21 protein-coding genes are annotated in these 21,426 nt (G+C 64.7%); 11 read left to right on the top strand and 10 right to left on the bottom strand.

The annotated features are described in order from the left end of the window. Positions 1-55: 55 nt before the first annotated feature. From TX80_RS19625 to TX80_RS01445, 6 genes are all read left to right on the top strand, one after another. Positions 56-1,441, top strand: coding sequence for a DUF6895 family protein (locus TX80_RS19625; protein ID WP_230198658.1), 1,386 nt, complete (start codon positions 56-58; stop codon positions 1,439-1,441). Positions 1,442-1,568: 127 nt separating this feature from the next. Next, positions 1,569-2,366 carry a succinylglutamate desuccinylase/aspartoacylase domain-containing protein gene (locus tag TX80_RS01465; protein WP_049921100.1) on the top strand — a complete coding sequence of 266 codons (798 nt, stop codon included), beginning with the start codon at positions 1,569-1,571 and terminating at the stop codon, positions 2,364-2,366. 71 nt (positions 2,367-2,437) lie between these two features. Beyond that, a complete protein-coding gene (locus TX80_RS01460; protein WP_049921099.1) occupies positions 2,438-2,782 on the top strand; it encodes a glutaredoxin family protein in 345 nt (114 codons plus the stop codon). A gap of 122 nt (positions 2,783-2,904) precedes the next feature. Further along, positions 2,905-3,486, top strand: a complete 582-nt coding sequence (locus TX80_RS01455; RefSeq protein ID WP_049921098.1) for a DUF7110 family protein — start codon at positions 2,905-2,907, stop codon at positions 3,484-3,486. Positions 3,487-3,603: 117 nt separating this feature from the next. Then, entirely contained in the window at positions 3,604-3,918 is a 315-nt protein-coding gene (locus tag TX80_RS01450; RefSeq protein ID WP_049921097.1) for a DUF7577 domain-containing protein, read from the top strand. Positions 3,919-4,037: 119 nt separating this feature from the next. After that, positions 4,038-5,009: a phosphoadenosine phosphosulfate reductase family protein gene (locus tag TX80_RS01445; protein WP_049921096.1), complete on the top strand. Its 972-nt coding sequence runs from the start codon at positions 4,038-4,040 to the stop codon at positions 5,007-5,009. A 99-nt stretch (positions 5,010-5,108) separates the two neighbouring features. Here the strand turns inward: TX80_RS01445 and TX80_RS01440 are convergent, their stop codons facing one another. From TX80_RS01440 to TX80_RS01415, 6 genes are all read right to left on the bottom strand, one after another. Then, positions 5,109-5,303, bottom strand: coding sequence for a DUF7333 family protein (locus tag TX80_RS01440; RefSeq protein WP_049921095.1), 195 nt, complete (start codon positions 5,301-5,303; stop codon positions 5,109-5,111). Between the two features lie 71 nt (positions 5,304-5,374). Next, positions 5,375-6,124 carry a hypothetical protein gene (locus tag TX80_RS01435; RefSeq protein WP_049921094.1) on the bottom strand — a complete coding sequence of 250 codons (750 nt, stop codon included), beginning with the start codon at positions 6,122-6,124 and terminating at the stop codon, positions 5,375-5,377. 113 nt (positions 6,125-6,237) lie between these two features. After that, positions 6,238-7,077 (bottom strand): aldo/keto reductase, encoded by an 840-nt coding sequence (locus tag TX80_RS01430; protein ID WP_049921093.1) that lies wholly within the window; start codon positions 7,075-7,077, stop codon positions 6,238-6,240. A gap of 434 nt (positions 7,078-7,511) precedes the next feature. Further along, on the bottom strand, positions 7,512-8,963 hold the full coding sequence (locus tag TX80_RS01425) for an amidase (RefSeq protein WP_049921092.1): 1,452 nt from the start codon (positions 8,961-8,963) through the stop codon (positions 7,512-7,514). Positions 8,964-9,064: 101 nt separating this feature from the next. Then, positions 9,065-10,441, bottom strand: a complete 1,377-nt coding sequence (locus tag TX80_RS01420) for a geranylgeranyl reductase family protein (protein ID WP_049921091.1) — start codon at positions 10,439-10,441, stop codon at positions 9,065-9,067. Between the two features lie 206 nt (positions 10,442-10,647). Next, positions 10,648-11,388 (bottom strand): proteasome assembly chaperone family protein, encoded by a 741-nt coding sequence (locus TX80_RS01415; protein ID WP_049921090.1) that lies wholly within the window; start codon positions 11,386-11,388, stop codon positions 10,648-10,650. A 133-nt stretch (positions 11,389-11,521) separates the two neighbouring features. Between TX80_RS01415 and TX80_RS01410 the strand changes: the two genes are divergently transcribed. Together TX80_RS01410 and TX80_RS01405 are read left to right on the top strand one after the other, a co-directional pair. Continuing rightward, positions 11,522-12,430 (top strand): RsmB/NOP family class I SAM-dependent RNA methyltransferase, encoded by a 909-nt coding sequence (locus tag TX80_RS01410; protein ID WP_049921089.1) that lies wholly within the window; start codon positions 11,522-11,524, stop codon positions 12,428-12,430. After that, a complete protein-coding gene (locus TX80_RS01405) occupies positions 12,430-12,963 on the top strand; it encodes a DUF7122 family protein (RefSeq protein ID WP_049921088.1) in 534 nt (177 codons plus the stop codon). Before TX80_RS01410 ends, TX80_RS01405 begins: the two co-directional genes overlap by 1 nt. A gap of 62 nt (positions 12,964-13,025) precedes the next feature. On the opposite strand, the gene TX80_RS01400 is transcribed toward TX80_RS01405, so the two are convergent. The 3 genes from TX80_RS01400 to TX80_RS01390 all read right to left on the bottom strand — a co-directional run bounded on the left by TX80_RS01400 (position 13,026) and on the right by TX80_RS01390 (position 16,978). Beyond that, positions 13,026-13,952 (bottom strand): ring-cleaving dioxygenase, encoded by a 927-nt coding sequence (locus TX80_RS01400; RefSeq protein WP_049921087.1) that lies wholly within the window; start codon positions 13,950-13,952, stop codon positions 13,026-13,028. Between the two features lie 106 nt (positions 13,953-14,058). Then, a complete protein-coding gene (locus TX80_RS01395) occupies positions 14,059-15,273 on the bottom strand; it encodes an MFS transporter (RefSeq protein ID WP_049921086.1) in 1,215 nt (404 codons plus the stop codon). 157 nt (positions 15,274-15,430) lie between these two features. Continuing rightward, on the bottom strand, positions 15,431-16,978 hold the full coding sequence (locus TX80_RS01390) for a DUF790 family protein (protein WP_049921085.1): 1,548 nt from the start codon (positions 16,976-16,978) through the stop codon (positions 15,431-15,433). A gap of 140 nt (positions 16,979-17,118) precedes the next feature. Here TX80_RS01390 and TX80_RS01385 point away from each other — a divergent pair, with 140 nt between their 5' ends. Together TX80_RS01385 and TX80_RS01380 are read left to right on the top strand one after the other, a co-directional pair. Beyond that, a complete protein-coding gene (locus TX80_RS01385) occupies positions 17,119-17,694 on the top strand; it encodes a diadenylate cyclase (RefSeq protein WP_049921084.1) in 576 nt (191 codons plus the stop codon). 63 nt (positions 17,695-17,757) lie between these two features. Then, entirely contained in the window at positions 17,758-18,714 is a 957-nt protein-coding gene (locus tag TX80_RS01380; RefSeq protein WP_049921083.1) for a CPBP family glutamic-type intramembrane protease, read from the top strand. Between the two features lie 38 nt (positions 18,715-18,752). Here the strand turns inward: TX80_RS01380 and TX80_RS01375 are convergent, their stop codons facing one another. Continuing rightward, positions 18,753-20,207, bottom strand: coding sequence for a DEAD/DEAH box helicase family protein (locus TX80_RS01375; protein ID WP_049921082.1), 1,455 nt, complete (start codon positions 20,205-20,207; stop codon positions 18,753-18,755). A gap of 131 nt (positions 20,208-20,338) precedes the next feature. On the opposite strand from TX80_RS01375, the gene grpE reads away from it, so the two are divergent. Beyond that, positions 20,339-21,310 carry a nucleotide exchange factor GrpE gene (gene grpE, locus TX80_RS01370; RefSeq protein WP_081661379.1) on the top strand — a complete coding sequence of 324 codons (972 nt, stop codon included), beginning with the start codon at positions 20,339-20,341 and terminating at the stop codon, positions 21,308-21,310. Positions 21,311-21,426: the final 116 nt, after the last annotated feature.

The following is a 21,426-nucleotide window of genomic DNA, read 5'->3' as shown; positions in this document are numbered from 1 at the left end:
TGATCGGAAACGACATCGCGGGACGGCTCGGTGACTCGAACTACAGGACGGATTCGTGATTGACGGATGGGATACTATTATGGATAAGAAAGCTAATATACCGGTTCCGGAACCAGTGAGACGTGATGCGGTACCGAAACGATCGGCGGCGTTCAAAGAACACGCCGACACGTGGCTCGAAAATAACGTTCATCGGTTCGATCCCTCACTGGGGGAGATACCTGAAAAACGGGAGATTCGTCGAAAGGCGTTCACAGAGGCTGCGCTTTACCTGCATGTCGCCGAGATGCAGGGAGACGTCACAACACCACAGCTCAAAGAGTTGTTGGTATCGAGAACGAACGATGAATCGTTTTACTCCTTACTAGTGCGTACTCCGACCGAACTCAATAAAATCGGCTATCCGCTCGTGTATCTAGCGGAAATCGATGAGTTAGATCGAGACGCACAACGCGTCTTGAACGACGTGCTCGAATGGCCGGAGACCTGGGCAACGAGTCTCCCTCCATCTCGACAACTCGACCTGTGGCACATTTGTCGGATGTACGGCTATACTGACCATCCGCTCGATTTCCGGCGGTTACTCGACCAGGGGAACGTCAACCGCTATCTGAGTCCAGCACGGGTCGGACAGAACGACGCGTTCGGTCTGACCCACGAGCTACTCTACTATCATAACCTCGGCAGTGGAAGCGACAAGTTCCCCGACGAACCGTTAGCGTACGACTATCCGTCCGTACTGCAGGGGTTGCTACTCCGATTTATCGCCGAGGGCCATACCGACCTCGTGGCAGAACTCCTCCTGTGTGGCGTGTTGCAGCGCCAGCTTCCACCGGGATTCGTTCGGTTCGTCCTCGGGTGGATACTCGACCACGTCGATGACGACGGGTATCTATCGTTTCCGGTCGATAGTCCGGAGAAACTAAAGCGGTTCGTCGGTTACGATCCGGCCGACTGGCAGAACCAAAACGAAACGTGGCGGTGTTACTACCACCCCACGATCGTCGGGGGACTGCTCGCTCGAGCGCTGACCGATGCTTGGCCGGAACTGGATACCGAGGCGAACCGACGACCGATCGATTACCGAAGTCAAGCTGAAAACCTGGTAAAACTCGGAGACGTATTCGCCCTCTTTGCCAACTATAGCCTGGAACAGGGGGCGACGTATCTGCGAGAGCTTTCGGAGACCCCCGTTGTCGAGGAATACGGGGACGTCGTTGCTCACGCCGTCCGATTTCTCGAGACCCAGCGCCGTTCCGATGGCACCTTCGGGTGCTGGACCGACGAGCAGAGGCTATTCACGAGCAAACACGAATCGAATACCGAAGCTGACTTTCGGGAAGAGCTGTTGCAGCCGGTTTCCGAGACCTGTGAGTCCGCGATCGAAGCCGTTCGGTCCGATCTAGATGGAGCAATCGATGACGGCCCGGAGCTTGCGTAAGTGTATGGGTTGCGGCTCATTGGCTCTCCGGACAGGGCGTGAGTTCGATCGATCCCCTCGAGCGAACGGTTCCGAGACGGACCGAATCGCCTTTGAACACGTAGCACAACTAGCAAGCTAGTAGAGAATGAGAGTTGCACAGATCGGCTCGGGAACGCCGGAAATCGCGGTCGTCGCGGGGATTCACGGCGACGAACCGTGTGGCGTTCGAGCGGTCGAGCGGTTGCTCGACGAACGCCCGACCGTCGAACGGCCGGTCAAACTCATCGTCGCCAACGAGGAAGCGCTCAAGCGACGGGTCCGGTTCGTCGACGAGGACCTCAATCGTGCGTTCCCCGGCGATCCGAACGCCGAGACCCACGAAAGCAGACTCGCACACGAACTCGTCGGGGAACTCGAGGGTTGTCTTACCTTCTCGATGCACTCGACACAGAGCCACGCCGAGCCGTTCGCCATCGTCAACGGCGTCAGTGAAACCGCAACGGAGATCGTGCCACAGTTACCCGTGACGGCGCTCGTCGAGACGAGTAACTTCGCCGAGGGACGCCTTTTCTCGTCGATCGAGACGATCGAGGTCGAGTGTGGCATGCAGGGATCGGAGACGGCCGCCCAGAACGCCGATCGGCTGACCCGGGCGTTTCTGACCGCCGTCGGTGCGTTGCCCGGCGACACGGTGTGTCGTGAGCTGCCGATCTACCGGCTGACGAACGTCATCCGCAAGCAGGACGCCGACACCTACGAGGTGTTCGTCGAGAACTTCACCGAGGTCGAGTCCGGCGACCCGTTCGCCGCTGCCGACGGGAACGAGCAGGTCGCCGAGGAGCCGTTCTATCCGGTACTCATGTCCCCGAACGGCTACCGCGACGTGTTCGGTTACGCCGCGGAGAAAGTCGATGTCCTCAGCTCGCCACCGACGGCCGACTGACCGCGCTTGCGCGTCGTTCGGCCGGTCTCGATGACGCAAGGCCTATCCCGACTACCACCGTATGCTGGTGTATGGACTTCCCACCGAACCAGGGTCTCGACCAGGAGGAGGTCGACGAACACGTCGAAGAAGCCATCGAGGAAAACGAAGTCGTCCTCTTCATGAAGGGGACCGAACTGATGCCCCAGTGTGGGTACTCCCGGCGCGCGCTTGGACTGATCGACCAGTACCGCGACGAGTACGAAACCGTCGACGTCCTCGAGTCCCTCGACGAGTACCGTCAGGCGCTTGCCGAACACAGCGACTGGGAGACGATCCCCCAGACGTTCGTCGATGGCGAGTTCGTCGGCGGCTCCGACATCCTCGCTGAACTCGAGGAGCGGGGCGAACTCGCGGAAACGCTCAACGCGGAGTAATACCGGCCCGTCATCCGGAGTTAAATTTATCCGGACGAGTCGGTCACGTATTTAATAGCAGATCATATAAGTCGCGCCCTCGTACTAGAAACCCAGCGACTGTCGCCGCACACCTTCCCACTATGTCAACAGAGGAATCCAGACACGTATATCGGCTGCATTCGACGCTCGAACTGCCCCTCGAAGACCTTCGCGATCATATCGAGGAGGCGATGTTTCCGGACGGAATCGAGGACGTTGAAATCACGCGGCGAAACAACACGCTCATTCTCAAGGCCGTCGCGGAGGACGAATCCGTCAGCAAGTACACGCCGACGGCCCAGCTGAAAGCGAGCGTCACGGAAAACCGGGTCTACGAGGAGGATCCGGACGAGCGCCGCAACTCGTTCCGCTGGGACGAAGAGGAGGAAGAGGAAATCGAGTCCGAGCTCGTCGAGTTCGCGGCGTTCAAAGGCGACCGGGAAACGGTCCTGCAGAACTCGCTGTTGCAGTACGAGATGTTCCTCGTGCTCTGTGAGATCGCCGAAGCCGCCGAGAAGGGGACGCTGACTGCGATCTCGGAGCGAAACGGCGATCTCGAGGCGACACGGATCGTCGAGGGCGAGCCCCGGCCGGCCGACATCGAGGTCGTGGAAGGACCGCGCGAGCACGGCTCCGGCGAGACCGGCGTCAACTGGCGCGACAACAAGTTCATCAGCGACTGAACGGCGAGCGAATCGCCGACTTCTGTCGGAACCCCGATCAGTGAGCGACGAGTCCGACCAGCCGAATCTACAGCCGGCGACAGACGTTTTACACCCGTCGTCGTATCGGCTCGTGCGATGGCTGTGCCGGAACCGTACGCCACCGTCGGCCGACTCCTCGTCGCTATAGCTGTCATGATCGCACCGACGCTGCTCTTTCTGGGACTGGTCCGGGGGCTGGAACGATTGCGTGACGACGACCTCGTCGACGAATGGCTGCGAACGCGGGGGGACGAACGGGCCGTTGCCGACCTCGACGACGCGCTCGGCGCGGTCGCGTCCGGGGCCAGTTTCGAGCCGGATCGGTCGTCAGTCATGGCCTGTCCGGTCTGTGGGGCCACAAATCGGGCGGACGTGGCCTACTGTCGGGAGTGTCTCACCCGGCTGTCGTGAACTGGCCGACGCAGCCGCGATGTTCGACGGGCGGCGTCGTCCGTCGGATCCTGACTTCCGTCAGGCGTTTCCGCTCCCACAAAGGGTTTAACCGAAGTAATTATATCTAATTACACCACATGACGGAGAACGTTCCAGACTACGTCGACGTCGACTACAGCGACGGCGAAGGCGCAGATCCAGCGGACTATCCGCACATCGAGGACAAGATCGAGAAGGCCATCGAGGTCACCCGCGACGGGCTCGAGGAGTACGAGAATCCGGCGGTCATGTGGACCGGCGGAAAGGACTCGACGCTGACCCTGTATTTCATCAAGGAGGTCGCGGACCGGTTCGATCTCGAGGTCCCCCCGGCGGTGTTCATCGATCACTACCAGCATTTCGACGAGATTCACGACTTCGTCGATCGGTGGGCCGACGAGTGGGATCTCGAGGTCATCTACGCGCGCAACGAGGACGTCGGCGACTACGTCGACGAGCACGGTCTCGATCCGGGCGACGAGATCGAGATCTCAGCGCTCTCCGAGCACAACCAGCATCACGTCGAAAACATCCTCGAGTACGAGGACGACACGTTCCCGTTCCTGCTTGACACCTACGTCGGGAACCACCTGCTGAAGACGGTCGCGCTCAACGACGCCCTCGAGGAGCACGACATCGACGGCGTCATCTCCGGGGTCCGCTGGGACGAGCAGGAGGCCCGCGCCGACGAGACGTTCTTCTCGCCGCGCCACGACCCCGACATCTACCCGCCCCACGACCGCATCCAGCCGATCCTGCAGTTCGACGAGGCTGCAGTCTGGGAGGCGTTCTGGAACTTCGTCGTCCCGGACACCGTCGACGAGTTCCCCGACGACGGCTACGTCCCGGAGGGAGCCGACGACCTGCCCGAGGGAGTCGACCAGGACGACGTCCCGATCTCGCCGAAGTACTTCGCCGGCTTCCGCTCGCTCGGCAGCGAAGTCAGCACCGAAAAGAGCGACGAGGAACCCGCCTGGCTGCAAGACCTCGAGGGAACGACCGAACGCGCGGGTCGCGCTCAGGACAAGGAGGACCTGATGGAGCGTCTGCGCGATCTCGGGTACATGTAGCTCGTCGATCGTCTCCAAACTCGAGGAAGGCATCACCGTCCCCGACGTTTTCGTGTGACTCGAGCGCCAGCATAGCGCTAAAGCGCGGCTCTCCGTTTCTCACCGGCCGGTCGCACGGTACTCGCCGTGTTTGACACCGAGCCCGAGCATGATCAGTCCGAACACGATCATCGACGGCGCTACCATCATCAGTACGGTACTCATCTGCATCATCGGCGCGGCCAGCAGCCCACCGACGCCGAGCGCGATCACGAGGAGAAACGCACCTGCGGTCGTTGGAAGATTGAACTCCATGTGAGACCGTTCGGAATCCGAACTCAAATGATACCGGGAATCGGCAGCCCGTTCACGCCGGTTGGACGCGCCTATTGCGAGGGGCGAACCAGGTTCGCCAGCGCGATGACGATTCCGAGGAACCAGCCGAGCGGGAACGAGATGCCGAGCCACATTCCCGCGTAGGCTGCACCCTCGAGCTGGAAGTTCGCCCGGAGCCACTCGTTGATCCCGCCGAGGAACAACACGTTGTCCAGTACCCAGACGGCAAAGTCATAGCTCGGGTCGAGGACGTAGGGATGCAACGACGGCGTCACGAGCGCCGCGACTACCGGGGGCAGGAACAGCGCCGTCATCGCGAACGGGTACGCAAGCGCCACCGAGAGCGCCCGGCCGCCGAACTTGGAGCAGACCGCGGCCAGCGCCGTCGAGACCGTTGCGACGGCGCTTGCGGCGGCGATCGCGAGAAAGGCGTCGAACGGAAGTCTGAGATGGGCGATGACGGTCAACGTTCCCCAGACGAGCAACGCGATGGCCGTGACGCCGACGATGCCGAGTCGGGTCCGGGTCGAGTCGAGTTTCGCCGCGTAGTAGCGGGTCGCGAAGCCGAGAACGGTAAGCGGATAGAGGACGAGCAGCCCGAGCGTCCCGAGCGTACTCCAGGCGTAATAGCCGATCTTCTGTGGGAGCGTCTCGGGCTGCCATTTGCCCATGACGGAGTGGCCGCGGCCACGCTGTCGTGGAAAGACGAGTTCCATCCAGACACCGTGTAACCGCCCTAAGTCGGCCCTGATCGCGCCGACGATGCCACCACCGCCACTGCTTCGAGAGCGGGTGGACATACGCGAGCCATAAAGCTGACGTACCGTAAACTTTCCTGCTTTTTCTGGACCGCCAATAGGTGCTGAAACGGCCGATTCGGGCCCCGAACGCCCTCTCGAGTCCAACGGTGTGCTCAGTTCCAGGGGGCGAAGTCGGGGTCGACCTTGCGGTTCGTCTCCCCGATGGAATCGATCGCGTCGATGTCATCTTGATCCAACTCGAGCGTCAACGACTCGAGGTTGTCCCGGATGTGGGCCTCGCCCGTCGCCTTCGGAATCGCGGTGACGCCCTTCTCGCGCAGCCAGGCGAGACTCACCTGGGCCTCGCTGGTCCCGTGTTTGTCGGCGATCTCCTGAATTGCCGGCTGGTCGAACACTTCGCCGCGGGCGATCGGGGAGTACGCAACTACCTCTACGTCGTGGTCCTGGCAGGCCTCACGAAGCGCCGGCTGCTGGAGCATCGGGTGGAGTTCGACCTGATTCGCCAGGATCGGCGCGTCACAGATTTCGATCGCCTCCTCGAGCTGTTCGGGCAGAAAGTTGCTGACGCCGACGTTCTCGATGCGTCCTTCTTCGTACAGTTCCGAGAACGCGGCCAGCGTGTCCTCGGGATCGTAGGTTCTGGCCGGCCAGTGGACGTACAGCAGGTCGACCGAATCAACGCCGAGCCGATCGAGACTCGCCCGGGCGGTCTCGAGGACGTCGTCGGACGCGAGATTCGAGATCCAGATCTTGGTCGCGAGAAAGATATCCTCGCGGTCGACGTCGGCGCGGGCGATTCCCTCGCCGACGGCTTCCTCGTTGTCGTAGGCCTGTGCCGTGTCGATATGTCGATAGCCCATCTCGAGCGCCGTGCGGACGCTCTCGGCACACTGCTCGGCGTCGGTGTTTTGCCACGTCCCGAGCCCGAGCATGGGCATTCCGTTCGCGGTCGGATACGTCTCCGGTGTGATAGACCCGTCTTCGATTGCCATGTGCGTGGACAGGGGAACGACGTGAAAATGGGTTTGGGTTGCGGTGAGCGGTAGTGGGTACTCCGATTGCCGGACGGGTCCTGTCGAGAACGGCCCGAAGCGACAGTACGACGTCATTATCCACGGTGGGAACCGAGACCGGGTAACGGTCGACGATCGAAAAGCGTCTCTGGACGAGTTCCGATACGAGGTGACGGAGATCGCTCCCGACGTCGAGACGTTCGCCGAGCGGATTCGGGACCAGTATCTGTTCGCACACAGGCCTTTTCGACGACGAGCAGTCGGTGGTCGAGGAAGCGATCGACGAAACGTACTTCGAAGCCGACGACGCGTTCCGGTCGGTGGTCGACCGCCTCCGGAGCTACGAGGGGATAGACGTGGAGGGAGGACACTGGGACGTGGCTCGTCGAATACGACGGTATCGAGTATCTCACCTACGGCGACTGGTCGCTCTCGTCGGCGGACTCGTACAGCCGATCCCAGGGGCGCTCGTACTCGAGTGCGCTACTCGCGGCGAGGACGGCGTCGTCCTCGAACCGGCGGCCGACGAGTTGGATGCCGACGGGATGGCCCCGGTCGGTTAGCCCCGCTGGCGCGGAGGCGGCCGGGTGGCCGGTCCAGTTGAACGGCCAAGTCAGTGGCCACTCCCAGGCCTCGGCGCTGATATCCTCGTGGCGGCCGACGTCGACCCGCGAGAGCGTCGGCGTCACGAGCAGATCGTACTCGGCGAGGACGTCCTGAATGGCGTCGAAAAACCCAGTGCGGACGATTCCGGATCGCGCGACGGCTTCGGGGCCGTACCGCTCGCCGAGGTGCAACATCGCGAGCAGGCTATCCGACACCTCGTCGGGACGGTCCCGCAGGTCGACGTCGTGTGCGTCCTCGAGGACCGCGGCGGCTTCGAGAATCGAAGTAGTGAACGTCGGAACCACCGCTTCCGCGAGTTCGGCCATCGAGTAGTCGTGGTCGACGGAGACCGCTTCGACCGTCGCGCCGGCCCGCTCGAACGCGCCGACGGCGTCGTCGACGACCGTCCGAACCTCGTCTTCGACCGGAAAGACCTCGAGATCGGGGCTGTACGCGATCCGGTAGTCGTCGATCGAACGGTCGACGGCCTCGCGGTATTCGATCTCGACGGGGACGCTCGCCGGATCGGCCGGGTGCGGTCCGGCCATCACCTCGAGCATGACGGCGGCGTCGGCGACGCTGCGGGCCATCGGTCCCTTGGTGACGTGGTGGCGCGTCCGCCCGAAGGCGTTGGGCCTGTCATCGTCGGGAACCAGTCCGAACGTCGGCTTGATCCCGTAGACCCCGCAGGCGGCTGCCGGAATCCGGATCGAGCCGCCCGCGTCGCTCCCGGTCGCGATGGAGGTCAGCCCCGCGGCCAGTGCCGCCGCGGAGCCGCCCGAGGAGCCACCGGCGTTGAGCGAGGTGTCGATCGGCGACGCCGTCGCGCCGACGAGTTCGTTGTTCGTCGTCCCCTTGTGGCCGAACTCGGGCGTGTTCGTCTTCCCGATCACGATCGCGCCCGCCGCCTCGAGTCGCTCGACGATCGCCGCGGTTCGCGATGCGACGTTGTCGGAAAAGAGCGCCGAGCCGTACGTGTGCCGAACGCCGGCTTTGAACGCCCCGAGATCCTTCAGCGCCAGCGGGACGCCGTGTAACGGTCCGACGTCCGCGCCGGCCTCGAGTTCCCGATCGGCCTCGGCAGCTGCTTCGCGTGCGGCGTCGGCACAGACGGTAACGAAGGCGTTGAGTTCGTCGTCCCGTTCCGCGATCCGCTCGAGGTGGGCCTCGACCGCCTCGGTCGCCGTCAACTCGCCGTTTCTGATGCGGGCGGCGAGGGCGGTCGCCGAGAGTCGTGTCAGGTCCGTTTCGTGTGCCATGCCGGAATCGACACGGAGATATCATATAGAATCCCGTGATCGAGCACCGGCCCGCCGTCGTCCCGAGCGTGATTCGCGTCCGCCAACGGAAGCCGGAGCGGTCAGTACTTCGGCTCCGCGCCGGTGACGTCGTAGACGCGGTCCATCACGGCGTCGCGTTCTTTCCGCCAGGCCCCGAAGTGGTCGGGGCTGTCCGGATAGCTGTCGTAGACGTCCTTGAGCGAACCGGCGGCGCTCTGGACCTTGTAGAGTTCATAGAGGGTATCCCAGTGGCCGACGGTCTTGATGATGGTCTTGAGTTTGAGGCCGAGACCCATCTCCGCCGTCCCCTTCTTTCCGATGGCGTCGACGAGTTGCTGGCCGGGAAGGGCGGTGACGACGGAAACGAGTTCGTCGAGGTCGTGTGCGGTCCCGAAGATGTTATAGAGGTCCATCGCGGCGAACCGCTTGCCGAAGTCGGTCTGGACGCGTTCGTTGTACTCCCACAGCGCGTGCTCGCTCACGTCGCCGTCGGCGATCGCCTCCGTTGCGACCTCTGCGGCCCAGTGGCCGGCTTTCGCGGCCCCGGGAATGCCGCCGCCGGTACAGGGATTGACGTGGGCCGCGGCGTCGCCGACGGCCATGTATCCCGGGTGGACCGCCGAGTCGTACGGGCGTCGCGTGGGGAGCGCCGCGCCGAGTTTGTTCTTGACCGTCGCGCCGGCGAACTCCGCCCGACTCGCGATGTCGTCTTTGAGCACGTCGACCAGTTCCATCGGCTCCTGACTCATCTGGAACCCGAGTCCGACGTTGATCTCCGTCGCCGACCGCGGGAAATACCAGAGATAGCCCAACTCTTCGGTGGGCTTGAACACGAGGGCGTCGTCCCAGTCGACCGGCTCCGGCAGTTCGAGGACCTCGCGATAGGCCGAGCAGAACTGCGAGTAGTTGACGTTCGTATCGAACGTCGACGTCGAGAGATCGGCCTTGTCCTGCAACACCGACAGCGCGCCCGCGCCGTCGATGACGATGTCAGCCTCGTACTCGAGCGGATCGCCTTCTCTGACCGCTTTCACGCCTTCGACCCGTCCGTTGGGCTGGACGACGTCGTTGACGACGGTATTGTAGTGGATCTCGGCTCCCGCACGGTCGGTTTCGTCGAGCAGGATCTGCCCGTACTTCCAGCGGTCGACGACCGCGCCGGTCTGTCCGAACGGAATATCGATCGACTCCCCAGTCTGGGGATTCTCGAAGATGCCGCGCGTGATCCCTTCGTTGGTGAACGACTCGTCCCTGAGCCGGTCCCGATCGACGACATCGGGGAACGTGCTCTTCCCCTTGATTCCGTCACCACAGGCGATGTACCCCCCTTCCTCCTCGCTTTTACGCTCGAGAAGGACGACGTCCAGTCCCTCACGAGCGGCGGTCGCCGCGGCGAAACAGCCGGCGGTACCGCCGCCGACGACCACGATATCGTACGATTCCGTTTCCGGAGTCATCTCTATTCCTCTCGAAGGGTATCGGGAATTAAAAATACGCGGGAAGTGTTTTGACGCCGAGAAGACAACGGAAATCGAAGACCCGGTCGAGCAGCCTTCTTTCGTAAAAGTTACTTCCTCAAATATATAATTTGATGGTTCGATTGCCAGCCGACGCCCGCTGTGAAGCGGGAGGGGATCGGTACGTGGTCCCGCCGCCACTCGAGTTACTGATACATCCGCAGCGGCTGTGCCTGTGAACTCTCGTCCTGTCCGATCTGTTGCATCTGCTGGGCGAGCTGTTCCCGCTGTTCCCGGATTTCCGCCGCGCGATCGAGCAGATCCTGCACGTCGATCGAGAGGTCGGCGATCGGAGCGATCCCCGCTTCGAGGAGGATGCTCGCGGCTTCCGGATCCGGAAACTTCGGGTTCGATTCGACGACCAGCCCGATACTGTCGTTCCCCTGCTGTGCGGCGCGGTTGATGAGTGCCCCCGTCGGGCCGGTGATGACGCCGTCCTCGGGCGGAACCGGGATATCGTGCTCCTCGAGCGTCTCGACGGCGTCACCGGTTCCGACGCCGTAGACGTCCGGTTTCCCCTCCCTGTTCGCCGGAAGGCCGCTGAGATAGATCGGGGTCGCCCCCTGTGCGGCGATCCAGCTGGTGACGCAGTCGGCGACCGAATCGACGGCGTCGGATTTGATCGGGGCGTCGCTCCGGAGGGCGAGCAGGTTGTGGGTTTCGCTGACGTAGATCCGAACCGGCGGCCGGGCCGTCCGGTCGCCGCCGCGATAGACGCCGATTCCGGGCAACCCCTCGCAGTCGACGCTCCCGTAGTGGCGCATCTCGAGTTCGCTGACGAGGTGATCGGTCGCGATCTTCCCGACGAGGCCGAGTCCGGGGAACCCCTCGACGAGGATCGGGTCGTCGAGTTCAGCTTCCGGGCCGTGGAGTCGAATGCCTGCCATACTGGGACGAATGGGTGTTCGTCCCATAAAGGCCGTGGCAGCGTCTTCGAGGGGACGACGCCCGGCGGCGACAGGAGTCCACGACAGCGGCGCTTCGAAACCCACAAACAGCGGGCAAGCGAACGATCTCTCGATGGAGCCACTCGAGCGGTATCGACCGATCATCGACGATTTCGAGGCGTTTCTCGAGGCCTGCGATCGGCCCCTGGGTAACGCCGTGCGCGTAAACACGATCAAGGCCTCGGTCGACCGGGCGCTCGAGACCCTCGACGAGGGCGGTCTCGCGTACGAACAGGCCGAGTGGAACCCCCGCGTGCTGCGTCTCGAGACCGATTCGCCGGGCTCGACGTGGACCTCGTTCCACGGCCTGACACACGGACAGGAGGAGGTCTCGGCGGTGCCGCCGGTCGTGCTCGACCCCCAGCCCGGCGAGCGGGTCTGGGACTGCTGTGCGGCCCCCGGCGGGAAAGCCACACAGATCGCGGCGCTGATGGACGACCGCGGGACCGTCGTCGCAAACGACAGCAACCTCGGGCGGATCTCGGCGCTGCGGTTCAACGCCGAGCGCCTCGGCGCGACGAGCCTCGCGGTCACCAACAGGGACGCACGAAACTACTCGCTGAACCCCTTCCCGTTCGACGAGTTCGATCGGGCGCTCGTCGACGCCCCCTGCTCGTGTGAGGGGACGATCCGGAAAAACCCCGACGCGCTCGAGAACTGGTCGGAAGACCACATTCAGTCCGTCGCGGGGATTCAGAAGGGCGTCCTCCGGCGGGCCATTCAGGCCACTCGCGAGGGCGGCACCGTGGTCTACTCGACGTGTACCTTCGCCCCCGAGGAGAACGAAGCCGTCGTCCAGCACGCCCTCGAGAACGAACCCTGTCGCGTCGTCGATTTCGACCTCGGACTGGACTACTCGCCGGGGCGTACCGCGTGGAACGACGAGACCTTCGACGCAAGTCTCGACCGGACGGCCCGGATCTATCCCCACCAGAACGATACCGGCGGGTTCTTCGTGGCGAAACTGGAGGTGACCGCCTGATGGGAGACGACGCCGAGACGACGGATCTCGAGCAAAACGACGGCCAGCGGTTCGACCGGTTGCCCGAAACGGCTGCGGACCGAACCGTCGAGGGCCGGGTCAGCCGAGCGCAGGTGCTCGAGTACTTCGCGGACCGGTTTGGGATCCCACCCGAGACCTTCGAGGACTACACCTTCTGGGAGAAAGGGGCCGGCAAGATCTGGATCTACGCCGGCGAGGCGTCGACGCCGCTCGAAGTCGAGGCGATCGGGATGACTTGCCTCCGGACGCGACAGGAACACTGGAAGCCGACGACGGACTTCGTCCAGCGGTTCGGCCGCCACGCCACCGAGTGCGTCATCGAACTCGACGACGACCAGGCCCGCCGGTTCGCCGCCGGCGAGGATCAGTCCCTCGAGCGGTGGGACGGGGACTGGGGGTATCTCATCGCCGCCCACGAGATCGCGGGCGGCCGCGAGCCGATCGGCGTCGGACTGTACGTCCACGGCGAACTCCGCTCGATGGTGCCGAAGGGACGACAGCGCGACCTCTAGGTCGCGACGGGCGTTTGCCCGCCGGCACGGCCCCGAACAGTCAGCCGCGGATCGCAACGCGGCTACGGCGAAAGGGCGGGGAGGTTCGCCTCGATTTCCTCGCGTCGGTCCTCGAGCCACTCGGGAACCACTAGCCGCTCGCCGAGTTCCGCGAGGGCCTCGTCGACCGTGTAGCCGGGCGATTCGGTGGCGAACTCGAAGAGGACGGTGCCGTGCTCGCGGACGTAGACCGACTCGAACCATTTCCGGTCGATAATCTCCGTCGGTCTGAGTCCCGCCTCGATCAGGACGTCTCGCCACTCGGACTGTTCGTACTCGTGTACCCGGAACGCGACGTGATGGACGGTCCCGGCACCGGGCCTGCCCCGCGGTGCCTGTGGGTCTTCACAGATATCGACGACGTATCCCAGTTCGCCGTCGGCCACGTACCGCCGGCGGGTTCCCTCGCGGTCGGTTTCGCGGTACCCCATCGTCCGGAGCAAGTTCCCGGTCGGATCCGCGCTGGTCAGCGAGAGTTCCACGCCGAAGAACCCGCGGATCGCGTGTGCGTCGGGCACGGGAGCGTCCGGGAGGTTCGCCGGCGGGACGTTCGACCGACCGACCAGTTCCAGCGACAATCCGTCCGGATCGACGAACGGAACGACGGTGTCGCCGAACCGATCGCGGGGTTCGTCGGGATCGGCTCCCGCGTCCTCGAGTCGGTCGTACCAGTAGTCGATCGAGCCCTCGGGGACGAGAAACGAAACCGTACTGACCTGTCCGGTCCCGATCTGCCCCGGTTGGGCGTCGGGGTAGGGAAAGACGGTCATGCTCGTCCCCGGGGTCCCCTCGTGGTCGGCGTAGAAGAGGTGATAGACGGAGACGTCGTCCTGATTGACGCTCCGTTTCACCAGTCGAAGGCCGAGCGTTCCCGTGTAGAAGGCGTAGTTCCGGCCGGGATCGCTCGCGATCGCGGTGACGTGGTGGATGCCGGGCGTGTCCTGTGGCATGGGCGGTCGTACACCACCGACTGGAAAAACGATGGGGGCCGCTTCGACCGACCCGAGCAGGAACGCCGGCGCGCTCTCGAGGAACCCGGTTCGATCGGATCGGTCCCTAATCAGTCGTTGAGGCGTCTGACTCAGCTGCTTCTTCCGTCGGCGGCTCCCAGAGGTGTAACGACAGCGTGAAGGCGAGAAACGCAACGACGAGCGCCGCCACAGCAGTGATCGGCCCGCTCAGATCGCCGACGTACCCGCCAAGCGGCTGCAACGGGACTCGAAACGTGGCGATCACCATCGAAACGGTGCTCAACAGCGTCGCCCGCTCCATCGAGCCAACGTGGTCGTTGATATAGCCGCTCATGATGGGAAACAGCAGCTCCTTGCTCGTTTTCATGAGGAAAAACGCCGGGAGCGCAACCAGTGGAATCACGAGCGGAACGACGAGAAAGACGCCGACAACCGGCGGAATCAGCACGATCGCGCCTCCTGTCGTGAGCACGTCTTCAACCGTTTCCGCGTAGTAGCTCCCGACAGCAGCGACGGCGGCGAACCCGGCGTAGATAACGCCGAGTGACGCCTCCGGGAATCCGATGTCGTTCACGACGATCGGCTGGATGAAGTTGTCGATGACCGTAACGATCGCGAAAAACACCGCGAGATAGAGGACGACCGATCGAAGCGGTGGGCTACTCAGGTGTCCTTTGACGATCGGCAACGCTTCGGCGATCGAATACCCCTGTCCGTCGTCCGTCCCGTACCCGTCGCTCGAGTCGGTGTACCGTACGTTCTTGGGCATCGACAGGAGGATCGGAAGGCCGATCGCAGTCACGAGACCACCCGCGACGAACGGGAGCGTCGGGTGGACGGAGTAGACCACACCCGAGACCAGCATCGTCGCCGCACTGACCCACATGTTGACCGACGCACCGCGGCCCCGGACCCGGGTATACGCGTTCTCGTCGAGCCGTTCGTCGAGGAGGTCGTACAGCCACGCGTCGGCACTGCCGGACTGGAACGTGTGTGCGAACGACCAGAGCAGCCACAGGCAGACGAACTCGGGAAACGTCCGCGCAACGACGAACCCGAGTATCGCGCCCGTGTACAGCGCCGAACTCACGACCATGCTGTTTCGGCGGCCGATCCGATCCGCGACGTAACCCGTCGGGATCTCCCCGATGACGATCAGCGCGGCCGAGATGCTGTTCAACAGCGTTATCTGCGTGTATGTAAGCCCCTGATCGAGCAGGAAAAGCGTGAAAATCGGCCAGAAGAACCCGAACGTGACGCTGGCCTTGTAGAGATAGTACTTGTAAATTAGTCTCTCCATCCCCTCACGACCACGGTACCTGAACGAACTGTTATCTTGTCATTGTATCTATCGATTCATCACCGTATTAGAACCCCGTCGGCCGTTGACTACCGTTAGACGCCGAAACGTTCCGTCCCGAACGGCTCGACTGCGACGACCGGGGTGCTGTCGTCGGTTACGACCGTTCCGATTCGTCGACGAGCGTCCCGCCGGCCAGTCCGTCCCACTCGACGCGGTAGCCGAGCCGCGAGAGGAGCGTGCTGGCGTCGTCGACCCCGTAGGTCTCGAGGACCTCCTCGGCGTCGGCGAGTGACATGCCGGCCGCGAGTTCGTCCGCGATCGTCTCGAGCACCGCCGGCCGGACGAGCGTCCGCCCGACCCGTTCGTGTTCGGGGAACGCGACGTCCGCCAGCGCGTCCTCGCTCACCCCGTGGCGGGCGGCGAGGGTCTCGAGCGAGAGCGCGTCCTCGTCGGGTCGCAGCTCGTCGGGGAGGGCGGCGGCGCTCTCGGCGACTAGCTGGCGTTCGTACTCGCGGAGCACGTCCGCGACGTCTTTCACCCGGACGGAGTCGGTGTAGGGGATCGCGCGGTGGTCCCGAGCCGCGATCTCCTCGCCGACGCCCAGAGAGTCGTCGACCGCAACAAGCAGTTCGACGTCCTCCACGTCCGTGAGTTGGGCCAGCTTCTTTTCGACGTACTCGGGCGTCCAAAAGCCCATGATCTCGAAGAAGACGCGGAAGCCACCGTGTTCGTAGTCGAACGCGAAGTCGGGGATCATCACTCGCGTCCCCGTCGCGAGCGGTTCGGGCTCGCGCACGAGGTCCCACTCGAGGCCGAGGCCGTCGAACCGAGCGGCGAAATCGGCCTCGACGTCGCTGTCGAAGCTGACGTCCGCGACCGGCTCGGCGTCGGGGACTTCGATCGGGTCGGCGTGCGAGAGCGACAGCGTGCGCTCGGTCCCGCGGTCGTCGATCGTCGCCTCGAGGTGCCACTCCGCCGTCGTTGCGACCGTCCGCAACAGCCGCGCGAAGCGGGTGCCGTAGCGTCGGGTCGCTCGAAAGAGGCGCGTCGGACCGGTGACGACCACCTCACGGTCGCTCGCCAGACCCTCGCCCGTCTCGACGCTACCGCCACCGGGACGGCGGATCTCGTACATCAGGCGCAACCGCTTGATCGCAGACACCAGCGCCTTCGGATCGCTCGAGCGAACCCGAAGCTCGGTGGCGTCGAACAGCGCGCTCTGCGCGAGCGAGAGGTTGTACTGGGCGACCAGGTCGTCCGGGTCCCAACGGGGGTCGACCGCCGCGAGGACCTGCCGTTCCTCGAGGTCGGCGTACAGCGACTGCTCGAGGTCGTCGGCCGAGCGCCCGAGCGTCTCGCCGGCACGCGCGAGCGCCATCGTGCGTTCGTCCTCGGTGACGACGCCGACATCGTTCGCGGCTTCGAAGGCCGCGGCGCGGGCGCGTTCGGGGTCGATCGGCGCGTCGGTTTCGAACGTCGCGTCGCGCTCGACGAGCGCGGACAGGCCCCGCACGAGTTTGAAGTCGTCCGCCTCGCGTTCGAGATCGGTCAGGGCGTCCTCGAGATCGCCGCGTGGCTTGCCGACGTGGCCCTGATAGGTGCCGATCACGCGGGCCGCCAGCGGGCGGTGCTCGCGCCCGGCGAACTGGGGGTGGTAGCCGCCACCGGCCCTCGAGACGCGACGCAGGTCCTTCGTCAGCATTCGCGCCGAACTCCGCGTCGCGGGCCCAAAAGCGGTCCGCTCCGTCGATCCCGCGGCGGCCGACGGCCGTTCGGTCGGGACGGGCGCGCCGACGCGCGTTCAGGCACGGCCATTACGGGGGGCCGGGCGGAACAATCCCTATGGACGACGGGGAGCTTCGGATCGTGTACGAAACCCACGACGGGGTGCAGGAACTGGTCGACTGCGTTCGTTACACGCTCGAGGCGATCAGCCTGGAGTTCGACCGGTGGGACGAACAGCACGTCAAGGGGCCGGGAATGTACCTCGCGGTCGTCACCGGGCCCTCGATCGCGTCGTTCGCCGATCCGATGGGCCGAAACCGGTGGCCGACGAACCGCTGTCGCGACGTGTGTCTGGATCTCGACGCGTTCTTCGAAACGGCTCGCGATGTCGCCGTCACGCGCGACGGCGCGGTCGTCGTCAGCGTCGACGGCGTCGTTCAGGAGCAGATGGTCCGTTTCACGGACCTGATGCCCGACGAACGCGACGATCTCGATCCGCGGGACGCCGACTACGAGGGCTGGATGGGATCGCGACACATGAGCGCCCTCGACACCTCGCGCCGGCCGAACGTGGTGACGACGCTCACGCTGAGCGAGGAGACGGGGCGTGTGAGTCTGTTCGAGGCCGGGGCGATGGAGACGCTCGAGCGGCCGGAACTCGGTGGCGAATGGAACACCGACGGGGACGCGTGACCAGCGGTGTCGGTCCCGCGAGCGATGACAACGTTTACCTGTTGCACGTCTGACTAATAGGCCATGGTCCCCAGCGTCCGCTCACTCACGGAGACGATTCTCCGCGGCGAAACCGACACCCGGCTCTGGGCGACGTGGCGAGTCCTGATCCCGTTCGGGCTGTTCGTGCTGGCGACCGCGGGAGCGAGCGTCACCGCGCTGGTCGTGCCCTTCGACTCCCTGCCGTCCGAACTGGCCGTCTCCGGACTGACGGTCGCGGTCTTGACGGCCGGCGTCCTGCTCGTGTCGGCACGGTATCTCGATCGCCGGTCGCCGTCCGACTACGGGTTTCACCGTGACCGGACGTGGTGGCTCGACCTCGCCGCCGGAACGGTCCTCGGCGTCGTTCTGACGGGGCTGTTGTTTCTGGCGAGTTACGGGCTGGGATCGGTACGGATCGACGACGTCCTGTCCGCCGGGACGGGACCGCTGCTCGCCGCCCTCGTCCTCACGATCGTCGGAACGGGCTTCTGGGCGACGGTCGAGGAGGTCGTCTTTCGAGGCATCGTCGTGCCGAACGCGGCCGAGGGGCTGGCCGGTCGCGGCCTCGGTCGCTCGGCGGCACTCGTCGGAGGGGTGGTCGTCAGCACGACCGTTTTCGCCGTTCCACACCTCAGCTTCGGCGCGGTCCCCGGCGGCGTCCCGCCCGCGTTGCTGGTACTCTCGTGGACGATGAGCGGCCTCCTGTACGGACTCGCGTACCTGTTGACCGGGAGCCTGGCGTTGCCGGTCGGACTCCACTTCGCCAGCAACGCCGCGGTGAACGTGCTCTTCTTCGGCGGGCTGGACGACGCGACCGCAGCGGTGCCGGCTCTCGTTCGGGTCGAGGTGCTCTCGTCGGGAGCGTGGTACCCGATCCACGGCCTCCTCGATAGCCTGATCACGATCGTCGGACTCGCCGCCGTCGTGGGCTGGGTGTACTGGACCCGCGGGACCGTCTCGCTCGACGAACCCGCCGATCGGTGGCGTCTTCAGTCCTGACCCCCGATCGGAGTCGGCCGACTGCGGACGGCCCGTCCTCACCGTCGCCGTTCGGCGACGGTTTCCTCCGACGTCTCGGCCGCGACGACCTCGTACAGCAGCGCCCGGCGCTTGTCCGCGGCGGGACGCAGGATCCGTCCGAGTCGCTGGGTGAACTCCCGCTCGCTGCCGCTGCCCGAGAGGACGACCGCGACCGAGGCGTCGGGAACGTCGACGCCCTCGTCCAGCACGTTCGACGTCGCGATCCGATTGTAGGTTCCCTCGCGGAACCGCTCGAGGATCTCCCGTCGCTCGGCGGCACCGGTCTGGTGGGTGATCGTCGGGATCAAGAACCGCTCGCTGACGTCGTACGCGAGGTCGTTGTGCGCCGTGAAGACGATCACCCGCTCGCCGCGGTGCTCGTCGAGGAGTCCCTCGAGCGCCTCGAGTTTGGCCTCGCTGCCGTAGATGATCTCGCGGGCACGCTGGCGCGCGAGGAGGGCGTTCCGCGCCTCGGGGTCGTTCCCGGAGCGCTTGACGAGTTCCCGGTAGTCCGAGCCGCTTCGCATCCGGATGTTCGATTTCGCGAGGTACTCGGAGAAGACCTCCTGATTGCGCTCGTACGCGGCGCGTTCCTCCGGCGTGAGCGACACCTCGAGTCGCTTGACGTCGTAGGGTGCGAGGTGGTCTCCCGCGAGTTCGTCGACGCCGACCCGATGGACGAGCGGGCCGACGATTCCTTCGATGACCTCGTGGCCACCGTCGGAGCGTTCGAACGTCGCGGTAAGTCCGAGCCGTGCGGGCGCGGCGAGCAGGCGGGCGATCCCGCGGTAGCCTTCGCCGCCGAGGTGGTGGGCCTCGTCGAAGACGACGAACCCGAATCGGTCGCCGACCGAATCGGCTTTCAGGTACGCCGAGTCGTACGTCGAGACGGTGATCGGCTCGAGGCGCTGTTCGCCGCCGCCGAAGCGGCCGATCGGCCCGCCGAACTCCGCTTCGAGTTCCCGCTCCCACTGCTCGAGGAGGTCGATCGTCGGGACGACGACGAGCGTCGGGACGGCGAGGCGCTCGATCGCCTGCAGCGCGATGACGGTCTTGCCGCTGCCGGTCGGCAGTTCGAGGACGCCTGCCGGCGCTTTCGGAACCGGCGGCGAGTCGGGACCGTCGGCCCAGCGATCCGTCTCGAGCCAGTCTTCAAGCGCCGCTCGCTGGTACTCGCGGAGTTCGTACGCCGAGCGGAGGTCCCCCACGGGGTCGAGATCCAGCACCCGATCGTCGAGTTCGGAACCGACACCGGTCAGTGCCGCCCGAAGGGGAGCATACCGAAAGGCGGGACACCGCCGGCCGCCGGTTCGCGGATCGGACTCGAGTTCGGGAACGGCGTCCCCGATCGCCCGAGCGGTCGGCGACTCGAGCCCATCGATCCGGATCGTCCCGTCCTCGTACCGGAGTTCGGTCGCCCTCGTGTCGTCCGGCTGGCGTGTCACGGTCGGTGATCGGGCGAGGATGCACATATACTGTCCGGGTCGACGCCGTTCGAAGCCGAGACGCCGACCGTGTCGTGGCCGACTGACCTATCACGACCCGTGAACGACCTCGAGCGCCGACCTCAACCCTTTTATTACCGCTGTTCGTTGACCAGAACATGAGCGAAGACGAGGGCACGAATTCGGCTGCCCAGGGTGTCCCGTCCGAGGAGGAATCCGACGACGGCGATACGACCGACGTCGATACTGCGGCCGCGACCGACGCGGAGTCGACGGCTGAACCGGAGGCCGAACCGGCGACCGAAAGCGTCGACGCTGACGGGAGCGCCGGTACCGACGACGCCGAATCGGGCGACGACGAATCGACCGGGGACGACCCCGAAACGAGCGACGACGTTCAGCGGCTGCTCGACCGTGTCACGGAGTACGACGACGAACTCGCGCACAAGGTCAACTCGATCGTCGAAGAGGCACGGGACCTCTCGAGTACCGTCGATCACCAGCGGGCGGAACTCGAGGATCTCACGGAACGGGTCGAGTCTCAGGCCGAAACCATCGGCGACCTTCAGGACGAACTCGAGGCACGCGAGGAAACCCTCGCCGAACGGGACGAGCAACTCGAGGAGTACGAAGCGGAGATCGAGGACCTGAAGAGCCGACTCAAACGCAAACAGGCCGACTTCCAGAACTACAAGAAGCGGGCGAAAAAGCGCCAGCAACAGATCAAAGATCGCGCGACGGAGGACCTCGTCGAGCGGCTCATCGGCGTTCGCGATAACCTGAAACGCGCCCTCGAGGAGGACAGCGACGACGTCGATAGTCTCCGGGACGGCGTCGAGATGACCCTCCGGGAGTTCGACCGCATTCTCGAGGACGAGAACGTCACGGAGATCGACCCCGACCCCGGTACGGAGACGGACCCGCAGCGCCACGAGGTCATGATGCAGGTCGATAGCCCCCAGCCCGAGGGGACCATCGCCGACGTCTACACCCCCGGCTACGAGATGGGCGACAAGGTCATCCAGAACGCTCAGGTGACCGTCTCGAACGGCGAACTCGAGCAGGACGACGAGGGCGACGAACCCGAGGGAGACACCTCCGAATCCGAGACCGAAACCGCAGACGAGTAGCGGCTGTACCAGCACGGGATTCGCCGCGTGTACGCGGTCAGTGCTGCCGGTCGACTGTCCCAGTATTGGACGAAATCAGGCCTCACGACTGTCACGTTCGCTGAACGGTGTTCCGC

Origin of the sequence: Halopiger djelfimassiliensis (assembly GCF_000455365.1) — an archaeon.
Taxonomy (GTDB): domain Archaea; phylum Halobacteriota; class Halobacteria; order Halobacteriales; family Natrialbaceae; genus Halopiger_B; species Halopiger_B djelfimassiliensis.
The sequence above is the reverse complement of the archived record's forward strand: the minus strand, read 5'-3'. Positions and strand labels throughout refer to the sequence as shown.